The 22,665-nt window shown below is 64.4% G+C and carries 22 protein-coding genes (1 of these 22 cut by a window edge); 11 read left to right on the top strand and 11 right to left on the bottom strand.

The annotated features are described in order from the left end of the window. From nusA to ACAty_RS11495, 7 genes are all read left to right on the top strand, one after another. Positions 1-1,078 carry the 3' portion of a transcription termination factor NusA gene (gene nusA / locus ACAty_RS11525; protein WP_004868769.1) on the top strand. 404 nt of this gene lie to the left of the window's left edge, so 1,078 of the gene's 1,482 nt are visible here — the last part of the coding sequence; its start codon lies beyond the left edge, outside the window; the stop codon is at positions 1,076-1,078. 53 nt (positions 1,079-1,131) lie between these two features. Next, positions 1,132-3,795, top strand: coding sequence for a translation initiation factor IF-2 (infB, locus tag ACAty_RS11520; RefSeq protein ID WP_004868767.1), 2,664 nt, complete (start codon positions 1,132-1,134; stop codon positions 3,793-3,795). Between the two features lie 4 nt (positions 3,796-3,799). Continuing rightward, positions 3,800-4,183, top strand: a complete 384-nt coding sequence (locus ACAty_RS11515; RefSeq protein WP_004868765.1) for a ribosome-binding factor A — start codon at positions 3,800-3,802, stop codon at positions 4,181-4,183. Then, positions 4,180-5,061: a tRNA pseudouridine(55) synthase TruB gene (truB, locus tag ACAty_RS11510; RefSeq protein ID WP_004868764.1), complete on the top strand. Its 882-nt coding sequence runs from the start codon at positions 4,180-4,182 to the stop codon at positions 5,059-5,061. Before ACAty_RS11515 ends, truB begins: the two co-directional genes overlap by 4 nt. 31 nt (positions 5,062-5,092) lie before the next feature. Continuing rightward, positions 5,093-5,362 carry a 30S ribosomal protein S15 gene (gene rpsO, locus ACAty_RS11505; protein WP_004868762.1) on the top strand — a complete coding sequence of 90 codons (270 nt, stop codon included), beginning with the start codon at positions 5,093-5,095 and terminating at the stop codon, positions 5,360-5,362. A gap of 60 nt (positions 5,363-5,422) precedes the next feature. Next, complete coding sequence (pnp, locus tag ACAty_RS11500) at positions 5,423-7,492, top strand: polyribonucleotide nucleotidyltransferase (protein WP_238323832.1); 2,070 nt, start codon at positions 5,423-5,425, stop codon at positions 7,490-7,492. Positions 7,493-7,589: 97 nt separating this feature from the next. After that, the gene (locus ACAty_RS11495) at positions 7,590-8,900 is read left to right on the top strand and encodes a M16 family metallopeptidase (RefSeq protein ID WP_004868759.1); all 1,311 of its coding nucleotides are present in this window, start codon (positions 7,590-7,592) and stop codon (positions 8,898-8,900) included. On the opposite strand, the gene gloB is transcribed toward ACAty_RS11495, so the two are convergent. Beyond that, a complete protein-coding gene (gene gloB, locus ACAty_RS11490; RefSeq protein ID WP_004868758.1) occupies positions 8,825-9,589 on the bottom strand; it encodes a hydroxyacylglutathione hydrolase in 765 nt (254 codons plus the stop codon). The two genes, ACAty_RS11495 and gloB, sit on opposite strands and share 76 nt — an antisense overlap. Before the next feature lie 64 nt (positions 9,590-9,653). Here gloB and ACAty_RS11485 point away from each other — a divergent pair, with 64 nt between their 5' ends. Genes ACAty_RS11485 through dnaQ form a run of 3 tightly spaced genes read left to right on the top strand, consistent with a single transcriptional unit; the run spans position 9,654 to position 11,630 of the window. After that, positions 9,654-10,427 (top strand): methyltransferase domain-containing protein, encoded by a 774-nt coding sequence (locus ACAty_RS11485; protein ID WP_014003437.1) that lies wholly within the window; start codon positions 9,654-9,656, stop codon positions 10,425-10,427. Next, positions 10,420-10,902 (top strand): ribonuclease HI, encoded by a 483-nt coding sequence (gene rnhA / locus ACAty_RS11480; RefSeq protein WP_004868752.1) that lies wholly within the window; start codon positions 10,420-10,422, stop codon positions 10,900-10,902. The genes ACAty_RS11485 and rnhA overlap by 8 nt, the downstream gene beginning before the upstream one ends. Further along, complete coding sequence (dnaQ, locus tag ACAty_RS11475; RefSeq protein WP_004868750.1) at positions 10,899-11,630, top strand: DNA polymerase III subunit epsilon; 732 nt, start codon at positions 10,899-10,901, stop codon at positions 11,628-11,630. The genes rnhA and dnaQ overlap by 4 nt, the downstream gene beginning before the upstream one ends. Before the next feature lie 99 nt (positions 11,631-11,729). Here the strand turns inward: dnaQ and gloA are convergent, their stop codons facing one another. The 8 genes from gloA to ACAty_RS11435 form a co-directional block, all read right to left on the bottom strand. Continuing rightward, a complete protein-coding gene (gene gloA, locus ACAty_RS11470) occupies positions 11,730-12,113 on the bottom strand; it encodes a lactoylglutathione lyase (protein WP_004868749.1) in 384 nt (127 codons plus the stop codon). A gap of 157 nt (positions 12,114-12,270) precedes the next feature. Then, positions 12,271-13,470 carry an argininosuccinate synthase gene (locus ACAty_RS11465; protein WP_004868747.1) on the bottom strand — a complete coding sequence of 400 codons (1,200 nt, stop codon included), beginning with the start codon at positions 13,468-13,470 and terminating at the stop codon, positions 12,271-12,273. Positions 13,471-13,481: 11 nt separating this feature from the next. Then, positions 13,482-14,423: an ornithine carbamoyltransferase gene (argF, locus tag ACAty_RS11460; RefSeq protein WP_004868745.1), complete on the bottom strand. Its 942-nt coding sequence runs from the start codon at positions 14,421-14,423 to the stop codon at positions 13,482-13,484. Then, a complete protein-coding gene (locus tag ACAty_RS11455) occupies positions 14,420-15,586 on the bottom strand; it encodes an aspartate aminotransferase family protein (protein WP_004868744.1) in 1,167 nt (388 codons plus the stop codon). Before ACAty_RS11455 ends, argF begins: the two co-directional genes overlap by 4 nt. After that, positions 15,583-16,809 (bottom strand): aspartate kinase, encoded by a 1,227-nt coding sequence (locus tag ACAty_RS11450; protein WP_014003433.1) that lies wholly within the window; start codon positions 16,807-16,809, stop codon positions 15,583-15,585. Before ACAty_RS11450 ends, ACAty_RS11455 begins: the two co-directional genes overlap by 4 nt. Positions 16,810-16,890: 81 nt before the next feature. Next, positions 16,891-17,697, bottom strand: coding sequence for a UDP-2,3-diacylglucosamine diphosphatase (locus ACAty_RS11445; RefSeq protein ID WP_004868741.1), 807 nt, complete (start codon positions 17,695-17,697; stop codon positions 16,891-16,893). A 4-nt stretch (positions 17,698-17,701) separates the two neighbouring features. Continuing rightward, entirely contained in the window at positions 17,702-18,211 is a 510-nt protein-coding gene (locus tag ACAty_RS11440) for a peptidylprolyl isomerase (protein ID WP_004868738.1), read from the bottom strand. A gap of 92 nt (positions 18,212-18,303) precedes the next feature. Further along, positions 18,304-18,519 (bottom strand): YgaP family membrane protein, encoded by a 216-nt coding sequence (locus ACAty_RS11435; protein WP_004868735.1) that lies wholly within the window; start codon positions 18,517-18,519, stop codon positions 18,304-18,306. A gap of 120 nt (positions 18,520-18,639) precedes the next feature. Between ACAty_RS11435 and tal the strand changes: the two genes are divergently transcribed. Beyond that, entirely contained in the window at positions 18,640-19,734 is a 1,095-nt protein-coding gene (gene tal, locus ACAty_RS11430) for a transaldolase (RefSeq protein WP_004868732.1), read from the top strand. 59 nt (positions 19,735-19,793) lie between these two features. Here tal and ACAty_RS11425 read toward each other — a convergent pair whose 3' ends face one another. Next, entirely contained in the window at positions 19,794-20,567 is a 774-nt protein-coding gene (locus tag ACAty_RS11425) for an enoyl-ACP reductase FabI (RefSeq protein ID WP_004868730.1), read from the bottom strand. Between the two features lie 20 nt (positions 20,568-20,587). Next, positions 20,588-22,483 (bottom strand): LysM peptidoglycan-binding domain-containing protein, encoded by a 1,896-nt coding sequence (locus tag ACAty_RS11420; protein WP_004868729.1) that lies wholly within the window; start codon positions 22,481-22,483, stop codon positions 20,588-20,590. Positions 22,484-22,665 lie beyond the last annotated feature (182 nt).

The following is a 22,665-nucleotide window of genomic DNA, read 5'->3' as shown; positions in this document are numbered from 1 at the left end:
GCGGCAGGGCGAAATCATCAGTGGTGTCGTCAAGCGTATGGAAAAAGGGAACGCCATCATCGATATGGGTCGCGCCGAGGCGATCCTGCCCAAAGAGGAGATGATTCCTCGGGAGGCCATTCGGCCCGGAGATCGGATCAAGGTGCACCTCAAGGAAGTCCGGCGGGTACCGCGCGGTCCTCAGCTTTTTCTCTCTCGGACCAGCCCCGAGCTGCTCATGAAGCTCTTCGCCCAGGAAGTGCCGGAAATCGCCAATGGCATGATCGAGATCATGGGTGCGGCGCGGGATCCGGGGCTGCGGGCCAAGCTTGCGGTACGTTCCAACGAGCCGCGGGTGGACCCGGTGGGAGCCTGTGTGGGCATGCGCGGCAATCGGGTCCAGACCGTCATCAACGAATTGAAAGGCGAGCGGGTGGACATCGTGGTTTGGTCGCCGGAGCCGGCGAGCTTTGTCATCAATGCCCTGTCGCCGGCGGAGGTCTCGAGTATCATCGTCGACGAGAATACCCACAGCATGGATGTGGTCGTGGATCCCGAGCAGCTGTCCCTGGCCATTGGACGCGGAGGCCAGAATGTGCGTCTGGCCAGCCAGCTGACGGGCTGGACCATCAATATCCTGACCGAGGACGAGGCGCGGGCCAAGCGGGAAGAAGAGGATGCCCGTTTTCGGCAGCAGTTCATGGACGACCTCGGTATCGATGAGGATCTCGCCACCCTGCTCGTGAATGAGGGCTTTACCTCCATCGAGGAGGTGGCTTATGTGCCCGTCGCCGAGATGCTGGAAATCGAGGGGCTGGATGAGGAGCTGGTTACGGAGTTGCGCCGACGTGCCCGTGATGTGTTGCTCAACAAGGCCATCGCCCGGGAAGAGCAGGTGGTCTTGAGTGAACCCGCCGAGGATCTCCTGGCCCTCGAAGGTATGGACAAGGGTCTGGCCCATTTGCTGGCCAGCAAGGGTATCACTACGGCGGAATCGCTGGCGGAACTTGCCGTGGATGAGCTATGTGAATTGGTGGACATCGAGCCGGAACGGGCCAAGGCCCTGATCCTCAAAGCGCGCGCGCCCTGGTTTGTCTGAGCTGCGCAGGCTTTGTGGGTGGTGATTCCGGTGTTTGGGAGGGCTAGATAGGTATGACCGTGACAGTCGCAAACTTTGCTGCAGAATTGGGTTTGTCCAGCGCTCGGCTCCTGGAGCAGTTGGCGGCGGCCGGCCTCAAGAAGCGGACGGCGGAAGATCCCATCACCGAGGAAGACAAGCAGCGGCTTTTGGGATTCCTGCAGGCCGCGCACGGCGATAGCGCCGGGGGCGTGAAGCGCATCACCTTGAACCGTACCAGCACCAGCGAGATCAAGCAGAGTATCGGCGCCGGAAAATCTCGGACGGTGCAGGTGGAGGTCCGGCGCAAGCGCACCTACGTCAAGCGTGAGGCCGTTGCGGAGGAGCAGGCTCCGGAGCGCATGGCGGAAGCCGTAGAGACCCCCGCGGCTACCGCGGAAGCGCCGCAGAGTCCACCACCGGCGGAGGAATCCGCCTCAAAAGCTGCCTCGGCGGCGGTCCCGGCGGCAGAGGCCCCGGCACCGGCGGAACGCGAAGTTCCACAGGCGGCAGGGGAGCCTCCGGCGATCGAGGCGGAGGAGCCCTCCGTCGCTGCCGAAGCGGCGCAGGCCGAAGCGGTGGAGCCAGAAGCGAGGCGGACAGAGCAGGGCAGCGCCGACGCCACGACGGTGGCTTCGTCTGGACGCGGGGCGGCGACTGAATCGCTGGGTCGTCGTCCGCTGGCGGCCCGTGCGCCCAGTACGCGGCCTGCCCCGGCCCCGGCCCGTCCGACCCCGGCTGCTGCGGCTCCGGGCAAACCCAAAAAAGCAGGCGAGCGCGGCGACGATGCGTCGCGCCGCGGCGGGCGCCGCAATCCCCGGCGCGACGATGCCGGTGGTAACGATGTGGACAGTCTCCTGCGGCGGCGTAAGTCTGCGGACCGGCGCGGTGACAAGGGCCGGGGGCAATCCGGCGGGGCCGGTGAGTTCAGCGCAGCTCCCGTCATTCGTGAGGTGGCCATCCCCGAGACCATCACGGTGGGGGAATTGGCCAACCGCATGGCCATCAAGGCCAGCGATGTCATCAAGTCCATGTTCAAGATGGGGGTGATGGCCACCATCAATCAGGTCATCGATCAGGATACGGCGGCCATCGTCGTGGAAGAGATGGGACATCGGCCGAAGATGGTCACCATCACCAGCCCCGAGGCCCTGCTGGAGGAGGGGGCCGATACCGAGGCACCGATCCTGGCGCGGCGACCGCCCGTGGTGACGGTCATGGGGCACGTCGATCACGGCAAGACCTCGCTTCTGGATCGTATCCGTTCGACCCAGGTGGCCAGTGGCGAGGCGGGTGGTATCACCCAGCACATCGGCGCCTACCACGTGGAGACGCCGAAGGGGGTCATCACCTTTCTCGATACCCCGGGCCACGAGGCCTTCACGGCCATGCGTGCACGCGGCGCCCAGGCAACGGATATCGTCATCCTGGTGGTAGCCGCCGACGATGGCGTCATGCCCCAGACCATCGAGGCCATCCACCACGCCAAGGCGGCGGGTGTGCCCATGGTGGTGGCGGTGAACAAGATCGATAAGCCCGGCGGCGACCCCGAGCGCATCCGTCAGGAGTTGGCCAATCAGGACGTACTGCCGGAGGAGTGGGGCGGCGACACCCAGTTCGTCAACGTCTCTGCCAAGACCGGCCTGCACATCGATGACCTGCTGGACGCCGTCCTGCTGCAAGCGGAACTGCTGGATCTCGAGGTGCAGATCAATGGTCCCGCCAAGGGGGTCGTCATCGAGTCGCGCCTGGATCGGGGGCGGGGCGCGGTGGCGACGGTGCTGGTGCGCCAGGGGACCCTGCACAGCGGCGACGTGCTGCTCGCCGGGGCCCAGTACGGCCGGGTGCGCGCCCTGGTCGACGACAACGGCCGGAACATCGCCACCGTGACGCCGGGCTTGCCCGTGGAGGTCCTGGGTCTGAGCGATGTGCCGCAGGCGGGCGATGAGGTGGTGGTGGTGGCCGATGAGCGCAAGGCGCGCGAAGTGGCCCTCTTCCGCCAGGGCAAGTATCGCGACGTGCGCCTGGCCAAGAGTCAGAAGGCGAGCCTGGAGAGCCTCTTCGAAGCCGCGGCCGAGGGCGAGGTACAGCAGCTCAATCTACTCATCAAGGCCGATGTGCAGGGCTCTGCCGAGGCCCTGAGCCAGACTCTGGAGCGCCTCAGTACAGCGGAGATCCGGGTGCGGGTCATTCACTCCGGGGTGGGTGGCATTACCGAGTCCGACGTCAATCTGGCGGCGGCCTCCAAGGCAGTGATCATCGGCTTCAATGTGCGTACCGAGGCACAGGCTCGGCGCCTACTGGAGCAAAGTGGCGTGGACGTGCGCTATCACAGCGTCATCTACGATGCCGTGGACGAGGTCAAGGCGGCCATGAGCGGCATGTTGTCGCCGGAAATTCGCGAGAAGATCCTGGGGCACGCCGAAGTGCGCGAGACCTTCCGCGTGCCCAAGGTGGGCACCATTGCCGGCTGTATGGTGACGGACGGCATCGTGCGGCGCAACGCTCGTGTTCGGGTCATTCGTCAGGAGGTGGTGATCCATACTGGCGAAATGGATTCGCTGCGCCGCTTCAAGGACGATGCGCGCGAGGTGCGCGAGGGTTTCGAGTGCGGTATCGGCATCCGCAACTTCAACGATGTCCGGGTGGGCGATGTCATCGAGGCCTATGAGACCGTTGAAGTGGCACGTACCGTCTGAAGCCATGCCTGCAAGCCAACGCGGTTTTCCCCGTGCCCGCCGGGTGGCGCACCTGCTGCAGACCGAGATCGCGGCCATCCTGCCGCAGCTGCACGGACTGCAGGTGGAGGGGCTTCTGCCCAGCATCACCGAGGTGGAGTTGGCCCCGGACATGCGTTGGGCGCGGGTGCATTTTGCCCTGATGGATGGCCCCGGGCGGGCTCGGATGGTGACGGCAGAGCTTGATCGACAGGCGGGACAGATCCGGCAGATTCTCGGTCGGCGTCTCGCGCTGCGGCGTATACCCCCCTTGCATTTCACCTACGATGCGCGGTTTGACCGCGATGCGGAGATGGCGCGCTTGCTGTCTTCCTTGCCCCCTGCTGCCGAAGAGGATGCGTCTACGTGAATTGTCGTCACGGTATACTGCTGCTGGACAAGGATGAAGGTCTGACCTCCAATGCCGCCCTGCAGCGCGCCAAGCGCCTCATGGGCAGCAAGAAAGCAGGTCATACGGGAACCCTCGATCCCTTTGCCACGGGGCTTTTGGTCCTGCTTTTTGGCGAGGCCACCAAGGTATCGGACTACATTCTCAATGCCGACAAGCGCTATCTTGCCACCCTGCGCCTGGGGGTGGAAACGCGCACGGGGGACCGCGAGGGAGAAGTCGTCCAGCGGCGCGAGGTCAATCTGGGCGATGCCGAGATCGCCGCGGCCCTGGCCGCCTTCCGCGGCGATATTCAGCAGATTCCGCCCATGCACTCGGCCATCAAGCAGGGGGGGAAACCCTTGTATGTCCTGGCGCGTCAAGGCGTGGAGGTAGAACGGGCGCCGCGTTCGGTGCGTATTCATCGACTGGAGATGCTGTCCCGCTCGGGCAGCGATCTGGTCCTCGATATCCACTGCTCCAAAGGCACCTACATTCGCAGTCTGGCCCAGGATCTGGGACGAGCGCTGGGCTGCGGCGCCCACATCGTGCAACTGCGGCGTCTGGAGACGGGACCCTTCGCCATCGACAGCGCCCTTACCCTGGCGCAGTTGGAGGCGAGCCTTGCCACCGGCGACTGTCCGCTGCAGCCCATGGATCTTGCGCTGAGTACGTTGCCGGCGGTCCATCTCTCGGAAAATAGTGCGTATTATCTGCAACGCGGTCAGGGGGTGGTGGTTGCCCATGCGCCGCCTCCGGGTCGAATTCGTCTGTACGGGCCACATTCGGAGTTTCTCGGTCTGGGCGAGGTCATGGACGATGGAAAAGTGGCGCCTCGGCGTCTCATGGGCGTAAACTAAAGTTTTTGAATCTGGTGATCAGGAGCAGCACATGGCGTTGAATCGCGAAATCAAGGATGGGGTGGTGCAGCAATACGCTACTCACCCTGGGGACACCGGCTCGCCGGAAGTGCAGGTGGCGCTGTTGACCACCCGTATCGAGGGGCTGACGGAACACTTCAAGGCGCACACCCACGACCACCACTCCCGGCAGGGTTTGCTGAAAATGGTGGGACGTCGGCGCAAGCTTCTGGATTATCTCAAGAAGCAGGATTTCGAGCGGTATCGGAGCCTGATCGAGCGACTGGGCTTGCGCAAGTAATCGCAACGCAAACCGGGGCGGTAGTTAGGGGCGGTGGTCGAGGAGAACAGCTTGAGCATAGTGCGCAAGGAAGTGGATTTCGGTGGGCAGCGTCTTTACCTGGAGACGGGAAGGATGGCACGCCAGGCGGATGGGGCAGTCCTGGTCACCCTTGGAGAGACCATGGTGCTGGTCACCGCCGTCGGTCGCCGCGAGCTGAAACCGGGACAGGATTTCTTTCCGCTGACCGTGAATTATCAGGAAAAGGCCTATGCTGCAGGCCGTATTCCCGGGGGGTTTTTCAAGCGGGAAGGGCGGCCTACCGAAAAGGAAACCCTGACCTCTCGTCTCATAGATCGACCCCTGCGGCCTCTGTTCCCGAAGGGCTTCCTCAACGAGGTGCAGGTCATCGCCACCGTACTGTCCGTGGATCAGGAAAACGATCCGGACATTCCGGCCATGATCGGCGCGTCGGCGGCCCTGGCCATCTCCGGCATACCCTTCCAGGGGCCCATCGGCGCCGCACGGGTGGGCTATGTGGACGGAGATTTCGTTCTCAATCCGAGTTTTTCGGCCCTCGCCCGCTCGCAACTGGATCTGGTAGTGGCGGGAACGCGCCAGGCGGTGCTGATGGTGGAGTCCGAGGCGCAGGAACTGCCCGAAGCGACCATGCTGTCGGCGGTGATGTTCGGTCATGAGTCCTTCCAACCCGTGATCGCCTGCATCGAGGAACTGGCAGCCGAGGCGGGCAAGACCCCCTGGGCATGGCAGGCACCCGAACTGGATCCGGCCTTGCAGGAGGCCATTACGCAGGCGGCGTTGGCGCCCTTGCGCGAGGCCTATGGTCTCGTGGAGAAACAAGCACGCAGCAAGCGTCTCGACGAGATTCGCAGTAGTCTGCTGGAGCAGTTCGGGGGCAGCGCCGGTGAGCAGGCCGATGTGGTGCGCGGCGTCGTCAAGAAACTGGAGACGCAGATAGTCCGTGGTCGAGTGCTGGACGGAGCCCCGCGCATCGACGGACGGGATCGCACCACGGTGCGGCCCATAGAGATCGAGGTGGGCATCATGCCCCGCACCCACGGTTCCGCCCTTTTCACGCGGGGCGAGACCCAGGCACTGGTCATCGCTACCTTGGGGACCAAGGGCGACGAACAGATCGTCGACGCCCTGCAGGGGGAAAGCCGCGACCGCTTCATGCTGCACTACAATTTTCCGCCCTTCTCCACCGGGGAGACGGGCATGGTGGGCTCTCCCAAGCGCCGAGAAATCGGCCACGGGCGGCTGGCCAAGCGGGCGGTGGCGGCGGTGCTGCCCAGCGAATCCGAGTTTCCCTACAGTCTGCGCATCGTCTCCGAGATCCTGGAGTCCAATGGTTCTTCCAGTATGGCGACGGTGTGTGGTGCGTCCCTGGCTCTCATGGATGCCGGCGTGCCCCTGAAGGCACCGGTGGCGGGAGTGGCCATGGGGCTCATCAAGGACGGGGAGCGCTACGCCGTCCTCACCGACATCCTCGGCGATGAGGATCATCTGGGCGACATGGATTTCAAGGTGGCGGGCACCGAGAATGGGGTGACCGCCCTACAGATGGACATCAAGATCGACGGTATCACCCGGGAGATCATGGCGACGGCCTTGGAGCAGGCGCACGCCGGGCGTCTGCACATCCTTTCGAAGATGAATGCGGTGCTGGCGCAGGGACGGTCGCAATTGTCCGGCTATGCGCCGCGCATCATCTCCATGCGTATCCACCCGGACCGTATCCGCGATGTCATCGGTCCTGGCGGCAAGGTCATCCGTGCCCTTACCGAGGAGACGGGTGCCAGCATCGATATTCAGGACGATGGCACCGTGACCATCGCCTCGGTCAACGGCGAGGCCGGTGAGGCCGCACGGCGCCGCATCGAACTGCTCACGGCGGATGTGGAGGTGGGCATGATCTACGACGGTAAGGTGGCCAAGATCATGGATTTCGGCGCCTTCGTCACGATCCTGCCGGGACGGGATGGTCTGCTCCATATCTCCCAGATCAGCACCGAGCGGGTCAACGACGTGCACGACTACGTCAAGGAAGGGCAGAGTGTGCGGGTCAAGGTGCTGGAAGTGGATCGTCAGGGCAAGATCAAGCTCAGCATGAAGGATATCGCCCAATAGACGGTAGATTCCTGGTATCCCCCGGCCCCTTGATGGGGCTGCCGGTGGGGGCTTGTGCCCTTTGGCTGGCGGTTTGGCACGGCGACGGTTTGCCGCGATGACTCCTGCTGTCACGGCCGCCCAGGCCACGCGCTCCGTCCTGGACAACGGGATCATCCTGGTTAGCGAGACGCTGCCGGCGCGCCAGCAGGTGGCCTTGTCCATCACCATCGCTCAGGGCAGTCGGCATCAGCGGCGGGCCGAGAACGGCTTTGCCCACCTCCTGGAGCACATGTTCTTCAAGGGCAGCCAAAGCTTCACCGGCGAGGAGATCAATCGGCGGATAGAGCTCCTCGGCGGGGGCATAAACGCCTTTACGGACCGGGAGAGCACCGTTCTGCACGGCACGGTGTTGGCCGAGGATGGGCAGAAGGCCTTCACTCTGCTGTGCGATATGTTACTGCATCCGCAATGGACGGCTCGGGATCTCGTCGCCGAGCGCGGCGTTGTGGCGCAGGAAGCGGCCATGGTTGCCGAAGATCTGGAGGACTGGCTGAGTGAGCGGGCCATCACCCGATTCTGGTCGGACTCGCCTTTGGCCTGGCCCGTGCTGGGTCGTGCTACCGCCATTCGTCGGGCCAGCGCCGCACGCCTGCGGCAGTATCATGCGGCCATGCTGGCCAACGCCCCCATCGTCGTCACCGCGGTGGGCGCCATAAGCCACGATACCTTGCGCGCCTGGGCCAAGCCTCTCGAAAGCTTGCCGCCACGCCGTTCCTTGCCGACCATCCCGCCTCAGCCCAGCTACGCCCGAGGGGTGAGCCGGCGCCCCGAGGCGCAGCAGGTCCATGCGCTGTGGCTGACGGAAGCGGCCCCCTTTGCAGCTCCCGAGCATCTACCTGAACTCCTGGCCAATCTCATCCTCGGTGGCGGCAGCGCATCGCGCCTCTTCCGGAATCTGCGGGACCGGCTTGGGCTTGCCTATCAGGTATACTCGCAGGTGGAGGCCCTGAGCGATACGGGAGAGTGGAGCATCTACTGCGCGGTTCCGCCCGGCGCATGGGGCGTCACCCGCCGCGAGGTACACCGGATCCTGCGCGAACTGCAGGATGCCGGACCCACGCCGGAAGAGTTCCAGTGGGCGCGGCACAGCCTGCGGGTACAGTGGCTCCTGGGGCAGGGGGATCTGGAGATTCGTATGGCTCGCTTGACACGACAGGCCCTGTATCTGGGCCGTTGTCTCGATGAGGCCGAGAGTCTGGATGCCCTCGCGCAGATTCGCCAGGAGCAACTGCAAACGGCCTTCGCTCGGTGGCAGCGACAATTGGAGTGGTCGTGCCAGCCGAGCACAGCTCAGCCGCGGAAGCCATCCTTCCAGCGCCGTAAGGCAGCGAAGATGGCGACGGGTTCCGCCGCCGTCTCCGGATAGACGGCGCGCACCGCGTGCTGAACCGAGGGGAGGTGGCAGCGCAGGAAGGGATTGCTTTGCCGCTCCTCGCCCAGGGTAGAGGGCAGGCTGGGCTGTCCCGCCTCCCGCTGCCGACGGACGCGCTCCAGCCGTTCGCCGAGAATGCGGTTGTCGGGCTCCACCACAGCGGCAAAGCGCAGATTGGCGAGGGTATACTCGTGCGCGCAGCAGACCCGGGTGCTATCGGGCAACCGCGCGAGCTTCTGCAGACTGGCAAAGAGCATGGCGGCGTCGCCCTCGAAGATCCGGCCACAGCCTCCGGCAAACAGGGTGTCGCCACAGAAAAGCAGGTCCTCCCAGTAAAAGGCGAGATGATCGAGTGTGTGTCCCGGCACCTCCAGCACCCGGATCTCACGCCCATCGACGTGGGCGGTCCCCTCGCGAAGGGGGTTGGTGCGTGCGGGAATGGTGCTATTGCCGGGGCCGTACACGGGACAGCCGTAGGCGGTGGCCAGCTCCGCTACGCCGCCAATGTGGTCGGCGTGGTGATGGGTACACAGAATGGCGCTGGGACGCAGACCACGGCGGGACAACTCGGCGGATACGGGTGCGGCAGCGCCGGGATCGACGATCCAGACTGCGGATTCCTGCGGCAGGGTGAGCAGATAGATATAATTGTCGCGAAATGCCGGGATGAGGGTCAGGGACATGTCTGGGCAGTGCCTTTGCTGCAGGGTAAGATGCCGTCCATGATCTCAACACAGGACGGCGCCCATGCCTAGACCCCGCGGGCGCAGATCGATCCCGCTGCGCCGTACGACCCTGTGGTGGAGTGGACGCACTGGCCGACTCCTGCTGGAGCGGGCGGCGAGTTTCGTTCCAGCCTGGTTGGAAAAATTACGACCGGAGACCGTCCTGCAAGTGGGACAGCCCTTGCTCTGGTCGAAGCCACCCGAGAGTAAAGCCATCTGGGTGCTGCTCAATGAGGGCTCCGTCTGCGTCAACACGGCCTACCTGCAGACTCTGGGAAATTGCGAGAACCTACCCTTCGCCGCCATGCGCTTCGATCTGGTGATCCTGCCCTTCTGTCTCAGCCGGGTGAGCGATCCGGCAGCCGTTTTGGCGGAATGTCGGCGCGTGCTGCGGCCCGAGGGACACGTGCTGGTGCTGGACTTCAACCCGAGCGGAAGTCTGGGGATGCTCCGCCGCTGGCACGTCTGGCGCCGCGATCGCAGCTGGCCTTGGCGGCGACCCTTCCTGTCCCTGGGGCAATTGCGCCGGCTGCTCGACCAGGAAGATCTGATGATCCGTGAAGGACGATATTTTCAGTACACCCTACCTGGCCTTGGGCGCAATGCCCAGTGGCTGGAGCTCGTGGGAGACCGATGGTGGCCGGCGGGGGCCAATGCCTACATGCTTCTGGCGCAGCGGCGAGATGCCGAACAGCCCTTGGTTGGCCTCGTGGAACCGGCCTTTCGCCAGCGGCGCCGGCGCAAACTGCGGGCGCAGGCGCCGGCGGCCCAGCGATTACGGGACGACGATGCCTGAGGCGCTGGCCCAGGTGGAACTCTTCAGCGACGGCGCCTGCCGTGGCAATCCGGGCAGAGGAGCCTGGGGCGTGTGCCTGCGCGCTGCCGGACGCGAGCGGGTACTGTGGGGCTATGTGCCGGAGACGACCAACAATCGCATGGAGATGACGGCGGTGTTGCGCGGTCTGCAGGTCTTGCGGCGTCCAAGCAGGGTGCAGATCGTCACGGATTCGCGCTATCTTGTGGACGGCATGACCCAGTGGCTGCCGGGCTGGCTGCGGCGCGGCTGGCGCAGCGCCGCCGGGGCAGCGGTCAAGAATCGGGATCTGTGGCAGGCGCTGCAGGAGGCCGCCGCTGGCCACGAACTGCACTGGCAGTGGGTACGGGGACACGCGGGACACCCCGAGAACGAGGCCGTGGACGCGCTCATCAACCGGGTTCTGGATCGTTTTGGGACGGAAACCGAGGTCCGCGAAGGGGAGGGTTGGCTGTGAGACAGGTCGTTCTCGATACGGAAACCACGGGTATCGATCCGCGCCAAGGGCATCGGGTCATCGAGATCGGTGCCGTGGAACTCGTGGACCGGGAGATTACCGAGGGGCGCTATCAGCAGTATCTCAATCCAGGGCGTAGCAGCGACCCGGAAGCCTTGCGTGTGCACGGCATCCGCGATGACTTTCTCGCGGACCAGCCCGACTTTGCCGACATCGTCGAGGACTTTCTGGCCTTCCTCGGGGATGCTGAGCTGATCATCCATAACGCCCCCTTCGATCTCGCCTTTCTCAATGCCGAACTGGAGCGTGTGGGACGTCCGGCACTGCAAAATCCCGTGCGCGATACCCTGGTGGAAGCCAGGCGTCGGCACCCAGGCCAGAAGAACGATCTGGACGCGCTCTGTCGCCGCTACGGTGTCGACAACAGCCGACGTCAGCAGCATGGAGCGCTCCTGGACTGCGAGATCCTGGCCGAAGTCTATCTGCGCATGAGCGGTGGCCAGCTGGGAATGCGCCTGGCGGCAGATCGTGAAGCGCAGGGCCCCAGCGTAGCGGAGGAGGGTCAGGCGGGCGCGCCATTCCAGGCCCACGCGCAGGCAGCGGATCGCCGACGTCCTTTGCGGCTCAGGCGCGCCGACGCCGCGGAGCTCGCGGCACACGAAGCCTATCTGCGCGGTCTTGGGGGCAAGGCTCTGTGGCGTGAGGAAAGCCCTGGCGAGCAGACGTGACCCAGCCACGCAGAGCCGTATGGTCGCCACGACCATCGCCCGTTCGCTCGGGATAGCGGCGCAATCCTCGGCGGGGAGCCTGCGCCGCGCTGACGAGGGTCAGGCGCGCTGGATCAGTTCGATGCGGTAGCCGTCAGGGTCCTCGACAAAGGCGATGACGGTCTTGCCGTGCTTCATGGGACCGGCTTCCCGCACCACCTTGCCGCCGCGCGCGCGGATGGCGTCGCAGGCAGCGGCCGCGTCATCCACGGCGATGGCGATGTGACCGAAGGCATCACCCAGATCGTAGTGGTCGCGATCCCAGTTGTAGGTGAGCTCGATGACGGCGCCCTCGGACTCATCCTGGTAGCCGACGAAAGCCAGGGTGAAGCGCCCCTCGGGATAGTCCTTCTGGCGCAACAGGCGCATGCCGAGGACTTCCGTGTAAAAGGCCAGGGAACGTTCGAGATGACCGACGCGGATCATGGTGTGCAGTATGCGCATGGGAGTGTCTCCTGGATGTGGGGCAGCCCGCAGCTACCGAGGCCCGCAGCTACTGAGGATTCTGCCGTGGAAGGGAAACCCGCTGCCTAAGGCTAGACGCGAGCCTCAGGCAGTGCAAGGGGGGAGGTGGGGCGGGTGGAACCTTCCAACGGCGGCATCAGCCCTGCAAGCGTTTTTCGATGCGTAGACGCAGGGCGTTGAGTTTGATGAACCCCTCGGCGTCCTGCTGCCGATAGGCGCCGGCATCGTCCTCGAAGGTGGCGATGCGCGGATCGAAGAGACTCTCCTCGGAGCGGCGACCCACCACCGTGCAGTTGCCTTTGTAGAGTTTCAGGCGCACCACACCCGTCACCAAACGCTGGGTCTGATCGATGAGCGTTTGCAGGGCGCGCCGCTCCGGGCTCCACCAGTAGCCGTTGTAGACGATGGAGGCGTAGCGCGGCATGAGTTCGTCCTTGAGATGGGCCACTTCCCGATCCAGGGTAATGGACTCCAGCGCACGATGGGCCTTGAGCAGGATGCTCCCCCCTGGGGTCTCGTAGCAGCCGCGGGACTTCATGCCAACGTAGCGATTCTCGACGATGTCCAGGCGCCCGATACCGTGCTCGCCGCCCAGGGTGTTGAGGTGGGCCAGCAGGGCTGCCGGAGGCAGGGCCTCGCCATCGATGGCCACGGGATCGCCGTGCGCAAACTGGATGTCGATATAACGGGGCTGATCCGGGGCTTTTTCCGGTGCGGTGGTCCAGCGCCACATGCTCTCTTCTGGTTCTGCCCAAGGGTCTTCCAGGATACCGCCTTCATAGGAAATGTGCAGGAGATTGGCGTCCATGGAGTAGGGCGACTTGTTGCCGTGGCGCTCGATGGGGATCTGGTGCGCCTCGGCATAGGCCAGGAGCTTCTCCCGGGAGTTGAGATCCCACTCCCGCCAGGGAGCGATCACGCGGATATCCGGGTTGAGGGCGTAGGCGCCAATCTCGAAACGCACCTGATCGTTACCCTTACCCGTGGCACCGTGGGCCACGGCATCGGCACCCACCTCGGCGGCAATTTCCACCATGCGTTTGGCGATGAGGGGGCGGGCGATGGAGGTACCCAGGAGATACTCGCCCTCGTACACCGTGTTGGCCCGAAACATCGGGAAGACGTAGTCGCGCACGAACTCCTGGCGCAGGTCGTCGATGAACACCTCGCGCGCACCCAGCTGCTCCGCCTTGCGTCGTGCTGGCTCCAGTTCCTCACCCTGGCCGATGTCGGCAGTGAAGGTCACCACCTCGCACTGATACTGATCCTGCAGCCATTTGAGGATGACCGAGGTATCCAGACCTCCGGAATAGGCGAGTACGACTCTCTTGACCATGCCTTGGCTCCTTATCCTTGCCCGTCCAGCTCCGCCACGGGTCCGTGACCGGAGAGAAATTCCATGAGTGCCTTTTGTGCGTGGAGCCGGTTTTCGGCCTCGTCCCAGACCAGGGAGCGTGGTCCTTCGAGGACCTCGGCCGTCACTTCTTCACCGCGGTGGGCCGGCAGACAGTGCATGAATACGGCGCCCGGTGCCGCCTTGGCCATGAGCTCGGCATTGACCTGGAAAGGACCGAAGGTGGCCTTGCGCGCAGCCTGTTCCGCTTCCTGTCCCATACTGGTCCAGACGTCCGTCACCAGCATTCCGGCGCCTTCGGCTGCTGCCGCGGCGCTGTCGAAAAAGTGGCTGTGCCCGGCGTGGGCCGCACGCAGCTCCGCGCTCGGCCAGAAGGCCCGTGGGGCTCCGATGCGCAGTTCAAAGTCCAGCAGATCCGCTGCCTCCATCCAGGAGCGCGCCATGTTGTTGCTGCCATCGCCGATGAAAGCGATCCGCCGACCGCGCAGGTCACCCCAAAGCTCCTGCGCCGTGAGCAGATCGGCGAGCAGCTGGCAGGGGTGGTGATCGTCGGACAGGCCATTGATGACGGGCACGCGGCTGGCCGCGGCAAAGCGCAGGAGATTGTCGTGGCCGAAAGTCCGGATCATGACCAGATCCACCATCCGCGACAGGACGCGCGCCGTGTCCTCGATGCTCTCACCGCGACCCAGCTGGGTATCCCGCGGCGAGAGAAAAAGGGCGTGACCGCCCAACTGCGCCATGCCCACCTCGAAGGATACCCGGGTGCGAGTCGAGGATTTCTCGAAGATCATGGCCAGGGTCTTGCCCCGCAGCGGGGCGTGGACCTCGCCCGCCCGGGTCTGGCGCTTGAGCTCCGCCGCACGGTGCAGCAGTGCGGTCAATTCGGCCCGGCTCAGATCCTGCAGACGGAGAAAATGGCGTGGGGTGGTCACGACTCGTCCTCCAGCAGAGTGCTCAGTATATCCGTGAGGAGGGCGATCTCCACCTCACGGATGATCAAGGGGGGGAGCAAACGAATCACCCGCTCCGCCGTCACGTTGATGAGGAGTCCGGCATCCAGGGCCCTCTCCACGAGGCGTTCGGGCTTGCGCCGCAGGACGACGCCCAGCATCAGGCCCAGACCGCGGATTTCCTCCACCAGCGGATGCCCGCCGAGCCTGCGCTGCAGGTGCTCACGCAGTCGTTGTCCCTGCTGCGCTGCCTGGGTGGGGATATCTTCCGCCTCCATGGTCTCGAGTACCGCCAGGGCAGCGGCGCAGACCAGCGGACCGCCGCCGAAGGTGGTGCCGTGCTTGCCCGGACCAAAGAGGGCAGCCACCGGCGCCCGGGCGAGGAGCGCGCCGATGGGAACGCCGTTGCCGAGGCCTTTGGCTAGACTCAAGACATCGGGCAGGAGGCCTTCCTCGTGCTGATAGGCCAGAAATTTGCCGCTGCGTCCGATGCCCGTCTGCACCTCGTCGAACATGAGCAGGGCGGCGTGTTCATCGCACAGGGTGCGTAATCCGCGCAGAAAGCCCGCCGGTGCCGGGCGCACACCGCCTTCTCCCTGAATGGGCTCTGCGAGCACCGCGACAATGGCGGGGTCCGCCGCCAAGGCCGCGCGCGCGGCCGCGAGATCTCCGTAGGGTACGCGCACGAAACCGGATACCAGCGGTCCGAAACCCTCCTGGATGCGGAAATTACCGGTGGCCGTCAACGCGGCCAGCGTCCGCCCGTGGAAAGCCTGGCTGAAGACCAGAATCTTGGGTTCGGCAACCCCACGTTGATGGCCGTAGAGGCGGGCCAGTTTGATGGCTGCTTCGTTGGCCTCGGCACCACTATTGCAAAAGAAGGCGGCGTCCAGGCCGCTGAGACGGCAGAGGCGCTCGCCCAAGGCCTCTTGCAAGGGCACCCGATAGAGATTGGAGGTGTGGATCAGGTGGCCGGCCTGTTCCTGGATGGCGCGGGTCACCGCCGGATGGGCGTGACCCAGGCCACAGACGGCGATGCCCGCCAGGGCGTCGAGGTACGCCCGGCCGTCGCTGTCGTACAACCAGACCCCTTCACCGCGGACAAAAGCGACGGGCAGGCGCGCGTAGGTGGCCATGAGGGTCATGGCGTGTCTCCGCGCTCCAGGCCAAAGGCCTCGTGCAGGGTGCGCACCGCAAGTTCCAGATATTTTTCGTCGATGACCACCGAAATCTTGATCTCGGACGTGGAGATCATCTGGATGTTGATGTTCTCCTTGCTCAGGGCCGCAAACATCGAGGCGGCGATTCCGGCGTGGGAGCGCATCCCTACGCCCACCGCCGACACCTTGGCGATGCCCGTGTCGCCGCGCACGCCCTCCGCCTGCAATTGCTCGGCGACTCCTCGCAGGATCTCCATAGTGCGGTCAAAATCGCCGCGCTCCACCGTAAAGGTAAAGTCGGTGCGTCCAGCGGCGGATACGTTCTGGAGGATCACGTCCACATTGATGTTGGCGGCCGATATGGGTCCGAGGATGGCGTGGGCGATACCCGGGCGATCGGGCACGCCGCTCACGGTGACCTTGGCCTCGTTACGGGAAAAGGCGATTCCTGATACGCGGGGAGCTTCCATGGCATTTTCCTCTTCGGTGACCAAGGTACCGGGCCCGTCCGTGAACGACGAGAGCACCCGAACCGGTACCCGATAATTCATGGCGAATTCGACGGAGCGCGTCTGTAGCACCTTGGCACCGAGGCTCGCCATTTCCAGCATCTCCTCGAAGGTGATGCGATCCAGCCGTCGTGCCCTGGGCTCCACCCGGGGGTCGGTGGTGTAGATACCGTCGACATCGGTATAGATCTGACACTCATCTGCCCGGAGTGCAGCGGCCAGGGCGACGGCGGTGGTGTCCGAGCCGCCTCGCCCCAGGGTCGTGATGTTGCCCTGGCCATCGACTCCCTGAAAGCCGGCGACGATGACCACTGCCCCCGACGCCAGCGCGTTGCGGATGCGGCTGGCCTCTATGTGCTCGATGCGTGCCTTGTTGTGGGCGGAGTCGGTGGTGATGGGTACCTGCCCGCCCGTGAAGGAGATGGCCGCCTGCCCCCGCGCCTGCAGGGCCATGCTGAGGAGGGCAATGGTTACCTGTTCGCCGGTGCTGAGAAGGGTATCCAGCTCCCGCGGGCTCGGTCGGGAATCCATGGCGCGGGCGAGTTGGAGCAGGCGATCGGTCTCTCCGGACATGGCCGAGACCACGACCACCACCTGCTGACCAGCTCGGTGGCTGGCCAGAACCCGTTCTGCCACGGCCTGGATGCGCTCGACACTGCCGACGGAGGTGCCGCCATATTTCTGAACGATGAGAGTCATGACCGCAATCTTTCCAAACAAGGGGCCAATGATAAGGGGCGGCATCGGTCCTGTACAGGAGGACCGAGGGCGTTGGGGAAATCACGGGGCACTGCTGTCGGTACAGTCCACACCCGTTGGAAAATGCCATAGATGCCAGCCCAGGTGATCGTGGCGGACCAGGCAGGCCCCGTCGTCGCGCCAGTCGCCCAGGACCAGACGTCGGCCAAGACCCGGCAGGTCTTGCTGGCCTGGGCGATGGGTGTGGCCGTGGATGAGGCGGGTGAAGGGTGCCTCGGCGGCTGCAAAAGGGCCCTGCCCAAGAAAGGCCTGGCGCAGACCTTCCGCACTGGCATCGGTGACACGCAGATCCTTTTGCGCCACCGCGCGTCGGCTGCGCCGGCGCAGCCCGCGCGCGAGGCCCTGCAGCACGGGGTAAGGGAGAGCGCGCAGGAAGCCCAGCAGCAGCGGGTTGCGGATGACGCGGCGAAAGCGCAGGTAGGCAGCATCGTCGGTGCAGAGCAGATCGCCGTGGGTGAGGAGCACCGCCTCCCGCGCCACCAGCAGGATGCTGGGGTCGGCCAGTGCCTCTATACCGAAGCGTTCCAACACGGAGGCGGTGAGGGCAAAGTCGCGATTCCCCGGCATGCAGTAGACCCGGATACCGCGCCGAGTGAGTTCGGCCAGCGCAGGGAGGACCTCCGTAGCGGGCGATTCCTCGAGTTGCCGCCAATGGATCCAGTAGTCGAAGAGATCACCGAGGACGAACAGTGCCCCTGTGCCCCGCGCCAGACTGGCACAAAAGTGGAGGAAGGTTTGTGTGCGCCCCGGCGCTGTTCCACTGAGGTGCAGGTCGGAGACGAAAAAGAGCGGCTGCTCCGTCCATGCACCTTCGAGGCGAGGCGGCATGGTCTCAGGCGTTTACCCGTTCGGCCTTGGTGATGATCACGCTTTCCTTGGGAACGTCCTGATGCATGCCGCGATTGCCCGTGGCGACCTTGGCAATGGCATCCACCACGTCCATGCCGTCCACGACCCGACCAAAGACCGCATATCCCCAGCCGTTGCCCGAGGCGGACTTGAAGTCCAGGAACTCGTTGTCCGTGAGGTTGATGAAGAATTGGGCCGTGGCCGAGTGGGGATCGCTGGTGCGTGCCATGGCCAGCGTGCCACGGGCGTTCTTGAGCCCATTGTCGGCCTCGTTGCGAATGGGCTCGTGGGTGCGCTTCTGGATCATGTCCGCGGTAAAGCCCCCGCCCTGGATCATGAAGCCCGGGATAACACGATGGAAAATGGTTTCGTCAAAAAAACCGTCGTCCACATAGCGCAAAAAGTTGGCCACCGTCTGCGGCGCTTCATCCGCCGCCAGGGCAATGGTGATGTCGCCGTGGTTGGTGTGCAAAACGACCTGTGTTCCGTCCATGAAGCCTCCCCCGAAAAGGTCAAGGGTAAAGCCCCCGTCTGCGCTTGTCGAGGGCGAGGCAAGGGGCTGACCCGGTGGTTTGGGGGGTTGCGTCAGGAGTCCTTGGAGTCCGTCCCGGCGGATGGGTCCTTCCGCAGCATGACGTAGATGGGGCAGTAGCCGGTGATGGCGGTAAGGATCAGCAGCAGCCCGGACCAGGTCCACTGCTTGTAGGGAAAGGGCGTTATGAAATAGATGGCGATGAGGATCAAGCCAAAATACAGACGCAACCAGCGTTCCACGGGAAGCATGTTTTTTGTCCAATGCATGGTCCACCCCTCCTTTTATTCGGATGAACAGATACGATGAGTCTAGTCCGCTACCCACACCCCTGCAAGTTTGGCGGACAGCGACTACACTCTAGGCAGTGAGGCCATCGGGAGTACACCATGAGCAACGATCTGAGACGCGTGCGCAGAGAGCTGGGGCAAAGTCTGTGGCTGGACAACCTGTCCCGCACCCTGATCCACGACGGTATACTCGCCCGCTACATCGCGGAAATGGGTGTCAGTGGGGTCACCTCCAATCCCAGCATCTTCCAGAAGGCTATCCACACCAGCCCCTACTACCGCGAGGATGCGCGCACGATCCAGGCAGACTCTGCCGAGCACCTGTATGAGCAGCTGGTAAAAACCGATCTGCAGATGGCCTGTGATCTGCTCGCCCCCATCCATCGGGAGAGCCACGGCGACGATGGCTGGGTGAGTTGGGAAGAATCGCCGCGCCTGGCCGAAGACGAGGCAGCCACGGTTGCCGAGGCCCAACGTCTGCGCGAAATCGTCCAGCGCGACAACCTCCTCATCAAGGTGCCGGCCACGCCCGCCGGGATCCGCGCCCTCACCACCCTCATAGGGCGCGGTATCTCCGTGAATGTCACGTTGATGTTTGGGCTGGCGCACGTCCGCGCCGTCTTCGATGCCTACTGCGCGGGCCTTGCGCAGTGGATCGACAAGGGCGGCGATCCCACCAAGGTCAAGGCGGTGGCCAGTCTGTTTCTGTCCCGTGTCGATACCCTGGTGGATGAGCGCCTGACCCAGATGGGCACGGCGCAGGCCATGGCTCTGCGCGGTAAGACGGCCGTGGCCATGGCCAAGGTGGCCTACGGCATCTATCGCGAGACCTTTCACGGTGACAGCTTCGCCCGCCTTGCCGGTCTCGGGGGGCGACCGCAGTATCTCCTCTGGGCCAGCACCAGCACCAAGAATCCGGCCTACTCCGACCTGCTCTACGTAGAACCGCTTCTGGGGCCGGAGACCATCAACACCCTGCCCGACGATACGCTGGAAAAGCTCCGCGACCACGGGCGCCTACAGGCGCAGCTGGAAGGCGGTCTCGAGGAAGCCCAGGCCACCCTCGACACCCTGGCAGAGCTGGGTATCGACATGGATGGGGACGTGGCGCAGACCCTGCAGACTCAGGGTCTTGCAGCCTTCGATGAGAGTTTCGGCAAGATGCTCGCGGAAGTGGAAAAACTGCGCAGCTAGGGGTTTATCTGCCCGTGGGCCCCGCCCGCTGCCCGGTGCATGCTGGCCCGCAGCTCGCGCTAGAAACCAACGATATTGTAGCCCGCGTCCACGTAGGTGATTTCGCCGGTGATACCCGAGGCAAGATCGGAACAGAGAAAGGCGGCGACATTGCCCACCTCTTCCTGGCTCACATTGCGGCGCAGTGGTGCATGTTCGGCGTAGTGATCCAGGATACTGCGGAAATCGCTGATGCCGCTGGCGGCAAGGGTACGAATGGGGCCGGCAGAGACGGCGTTGACGCGGATGTCTTCCGGGCCCAGGGCGTGGGCCAGATAGCGCACACCGGCTTCCAGACTGGCCTTGGCGAGTCCCATGACGTTGTAATTGGCCATGGCCCGCTCGGCTCCAAGGTAGCTCAGCGCCAGCAACGCCCCTCGTCGCCCCTGCATCAAGGGACGCAGAGCCTGGGCCATGGCCGTGAAACTGTAGGAGGACACCTCGTGGGCGATACGAAAGCCCTCGAGGGTGGTGACATCGGCGTAGTTGCCCGACAGTTCCTGCTTGGGCGCGAAGGCGGCGCCGTGGATGCCGATGTCGAGACCGCCCCAGCGCTCGCGGATGACGTCCACGGCCTGGGCCAGTTGGTCCGCGGCAAGGAGATCCAGGGGCATGGGTGCGGGGGCATGGATCTGCGCCGCCAACTCCTCGACGCGACTTTTGGTACGCTCGCCCTGGTAGCTCAACCAGACTTCGGCACCTTGGCGAGCCATGGCCTGGGCGATACCCCAACAGATGGAGCGCTCATTGGCCACACCCACCACCAAAGCCTTTTTCCCCTCGAGAAAACCCATGATGGATCCTGCTCCTGCAATCAACGCGTGTAGATGGTGAGATGCGTCCCGGGACGAATGTCCTGGGCCGAGGCCAGGCGGTTCCACTGAATCACCGCCTTGGGCGAGACGTGAAAGCGCTGGGCGATCTGCCAGACGCTGTCCCCGGGACGCACCACATAGGTGGTGGGATGCGGCCTGGTAGCCGCCCGTTCCTGTGCCGAACTGATGGCCGCTACTTCCGTATCCGCTACCGGCAGACGCAGCACCTGGCCTGGATGCAACATGCTGGAACCGTTGAGACCATTGGCACGCTCCAGGGCGGTGACACTGAGACCGGCGCGCTGGGCGATCTGCCAGAGGCTTTCGCCGGGGCGGACGGTGATGCTCCCGGCACGTGCCGTGTAGACGGCGGGGGTGGCCTGAGCCGGAGCGCTACCACCGGGCAGTTGCAACACCTGCCCCGGATGCAGCATGCTGGCTTGGCTCAGACCATTGGCTCGCGCCAAGGCCGTCACACTCACTCCGGTGCGCTGGGCGATCTGCCACAGGCTCTCGCCTGGGCGAACGGTCACGGTACCACCGGCACTCTGGGGAACCGCCACAGAGCCGCCGTAGACGACCAGGCGCTGACCGACGCGTAGGGCGCGCGCCGAGGCAATGTGATTCCAGCGCTGCAACTGGGCGACCTGAACCCCGTAGCGTTGCGCCAGGGCCGACAGGGTGTCCCCTGGCCGAACGGCGACATAGCGCAAGTGCGGGGCGGGCGCCGGAGCCTGTACGGGTGCCGGTTGTGGCGCCGGGGCGGCCTCGGGCAGGGTCAATAACGCTTCCTTGAACTGCGTCGCCTTGTTCTTGGGTACCACCAGCGGATAATCGGCAGGGGCGACACCGTAGCTCAAGCCGGCATTGAGGTGCTGCAGCTCGCTCACGGGCATGTCCATGAGCTTGGCCGCCACATCGAGTGCCACGCTCTTGGGTGTGTTGACCACCGCTATGTGCGCCTGGTTGGGGATGGCCGGCAAACGAACGTGGTAGGCCTTGGCGTTCTCGATGACCTGGGCGAGCCCGAGCAGTTCCGCCACGTAGTTTTCGGTTTCCTGAGGCAGGTTGAGGCTCCAGAAGTCCGTGGGCTTGCCGGCGGCGACGTTGCGCTGGATGGCCGCCGATACCGTACCCTGTCCGGCGTTATAGGCCGCGATGGCCAACAGCCAGTTGCCGCCGAAGTAGTTGTAGAGGTAGGAGAGATAATCGAGCGCCGCATTGGTAGAGGCCGTCAGACTCAGACGCGGATCGCCCCAGCGGGTATTCTGCAGGCCAAAGTTGCGCGCCGTTCCCGGCACGAACTGCCATAGGCCCGCGGCCGCCGCCGGGGAAAAGGCCTTGGGGTTGTAGCCACTCTCGATGGCGGGCAAGAGCGCCAGTTCCATGGGCATGCCCCGCTGTGCCACGGCGGTGGCCACATAGTAGAGAAAGGGGCGCGAGTTGTTCAGGATCTGCTCGAGTTTGCCCTGATGCTGCAAGAACCAACTGCGCCACTGATCCACCTCGCTGCGCGACACCTTGCTGATACGAAAACCCTGTACGATGGTCGTCCACACCCGACCGTCGTCGGATTTTTCCAGGAGTGGGTCACTGGAACGCAGGGACTCCACCGCAGCCATGAGACCGCCACCGCCCGTAGCGGACCCAAACCCGTTGCCGGATGTGGTGGCGGCGTCGCCTCCCTGGAACGAGGGATCCGTCGCCGTCGTGAGGTTCAGATTCTGCGGCCCGGCTGCTCCGGGATCGGCATCCTGGGACAGCTGTTGCAGCGCCGCGCTGAGACCCTGAGACGGCTCGGTAGTGTGCAGACCTATGTCTTGAGGTGCCGCCCAGGCCATAGGACTACCAGCTAACGCCAAAGCCGTCGCAATAACGATTAAGCGTCTTCTCATGTGACTCCTTCCAGACAGGCCTGACCTGCTCCCCGAACTGGGGCAAGTCTGGACGAAATATAAATTAAGACAGGGGACCCTTAAGAGGACTTATCGCCCTTCGATAGTAGGCGCAAGACGTTGCTCGCGTCAATCCGGTTCTGGACGCTTACGGGCACTGGGCACATGCTGTTATGCTTGCG

The organism is Acidithiobacillus caldus ATCC 51756 (genome assembly GCF_000175575.2).
Taxonomy (GTDB): Bacteria; Pseudomonadota; Gammaproteobacteria; order Acidithiobacillales; family Acidithiobacillaceae; genus Acidithiobacillus_A; species Acidithiobacillus_A caldus.
The sequence above is the reverse complement of the archived record's forward strand: the minus strand, read 5'-3'. Positions and strand labels throughout refer to the sequence as shown.

What these genes read in the sequence shown, in the direction of transcription:
- infB (WP_004868767.1), top strand. Translation starts at nt 1,132, where the DNA reads ATGACCGTGACAGTCGCAAACTTTGCTGCAGAATTGGGTTTGTCCAGC.
- ACAty_RS11515 (WP_004868765.1), top strand. Translation starts at nt 3,800, where the DNA reads ATGCCTGCAAGCCAACGCGGTTTTCCCCGTGCCCGCCGGGTGGCGCAC.
- rpsO (WP_004868762.1), top strand. Translation starts at nt 5,093, where the DNA reads ATGGCGTTGAATCGCGAAATCAAGGATGGGGTGGTGCAGCAATACGCT.
- ACAty_RS11495 (WP_004868759.1), top strand. Translation starts at nt 7,590, where the DNA reads ATGACTCCTGCTGTCACGGCCGCCCAGGCCACGCGCTCCGTCCTGGAC.
- gloB (WP_004868758.1), bottom strand. Translation starts at nt 9,589, where the DNA reads ATGTCCCTGACCCTCATCCCGGCATTTCGCGACAATTATATCTATCTG.
- ACAty_RS11485 (WP_014003437.1), top strand. Translation starts at nt 9,654, where the DNA reads ATGCCTAGACCCCGCGGGCGCAGATCGATCCCGCTGCGCCGTACGACC.
- rnhA (WP_004868752.1), top strand. Translation starts at nt 10,420, where the DNA reads ATGCCTGAGGCGCTGGCCCAGGTGGAACTCTTCAGCGACGGCGCCTGC.
- gloA (WP_004868749.1), bottom strand. Translation starts at nt 12,113, where the DNA reads ATGCGCATACTGCACACCATGATCCGCGTCGGTCATCTCGAACGTTCC.
- ACAty_RS11465 (WP_004868747.1), bottom strand. Translation starts at nt 13,470, where the DNA reads ATGGTCAAGAGAGTCGTACTCGCCTATTCCGGAGGTCTGGATACCTCG.
- ACAty_RS11455 (WP_004868744.1), bottom strand. Translation starts at nt 15,586, where the DNA reads ATGACCCTCATGGCCACCTACGCGCGCCTGCCCGTCGCTTTTGTCCGC.
- ACAty_RS11450 (WP_014003433.1), bottom strand. Translation starts at nt 16,809, where the DNA reads ATGACTCTCATCGTTCAGAAATATGGCGGCACCTCCGTCGGCAGTGTC.
- ACAty_RS11445 (WP_004868741.1), bottom strand. Translation starts at nt 17,697, where the DNA reads ATGCCGCCTCGCCTCGAAGGTGCATGGACGGAGCAGCCGCTCTTTTTC.
- ACAty_RS11440 (WP_004868738.1), bottom strand. Translation starts at nt 18,211, where the DNA reads ATGGACGGAACACAGGTCGTTTTGCACACCAACCACGGCGACATCACC.
- ACAty_RS11435 (WP_004868735.1), bottom strand. Translation starts at nt 18,519, where the DNA reads ATGCATTGGACAAAAAACATGCTTCCCGTGGAACGCTGGTTGCGTCTG.
- tal (WP_004868732.1), top strand. Translation starts at nt 18,640, where the DNA reads ATGAGCAACGATCTGAGACGCGTGCGCAGAGAGCTGGGGCAAAGTCTG.
- ACAty_RS11425 (WP_004868730.1), bottom strand. Translation starts at nt 20,567, where the DNA reads ATGGGTTTTCTCGAGGGGAAAAAGGCTTTGGTGGTGGGTGTGGCCAAT.
- ACAty_RS11420 (WP_004868729.1), bottom strand. Translation starts at nt 22,483, where the DNA reads ATGAGAAGACGCTTAATCGTTATTGCGACGGCTTTGGCGTTAGCTGGT.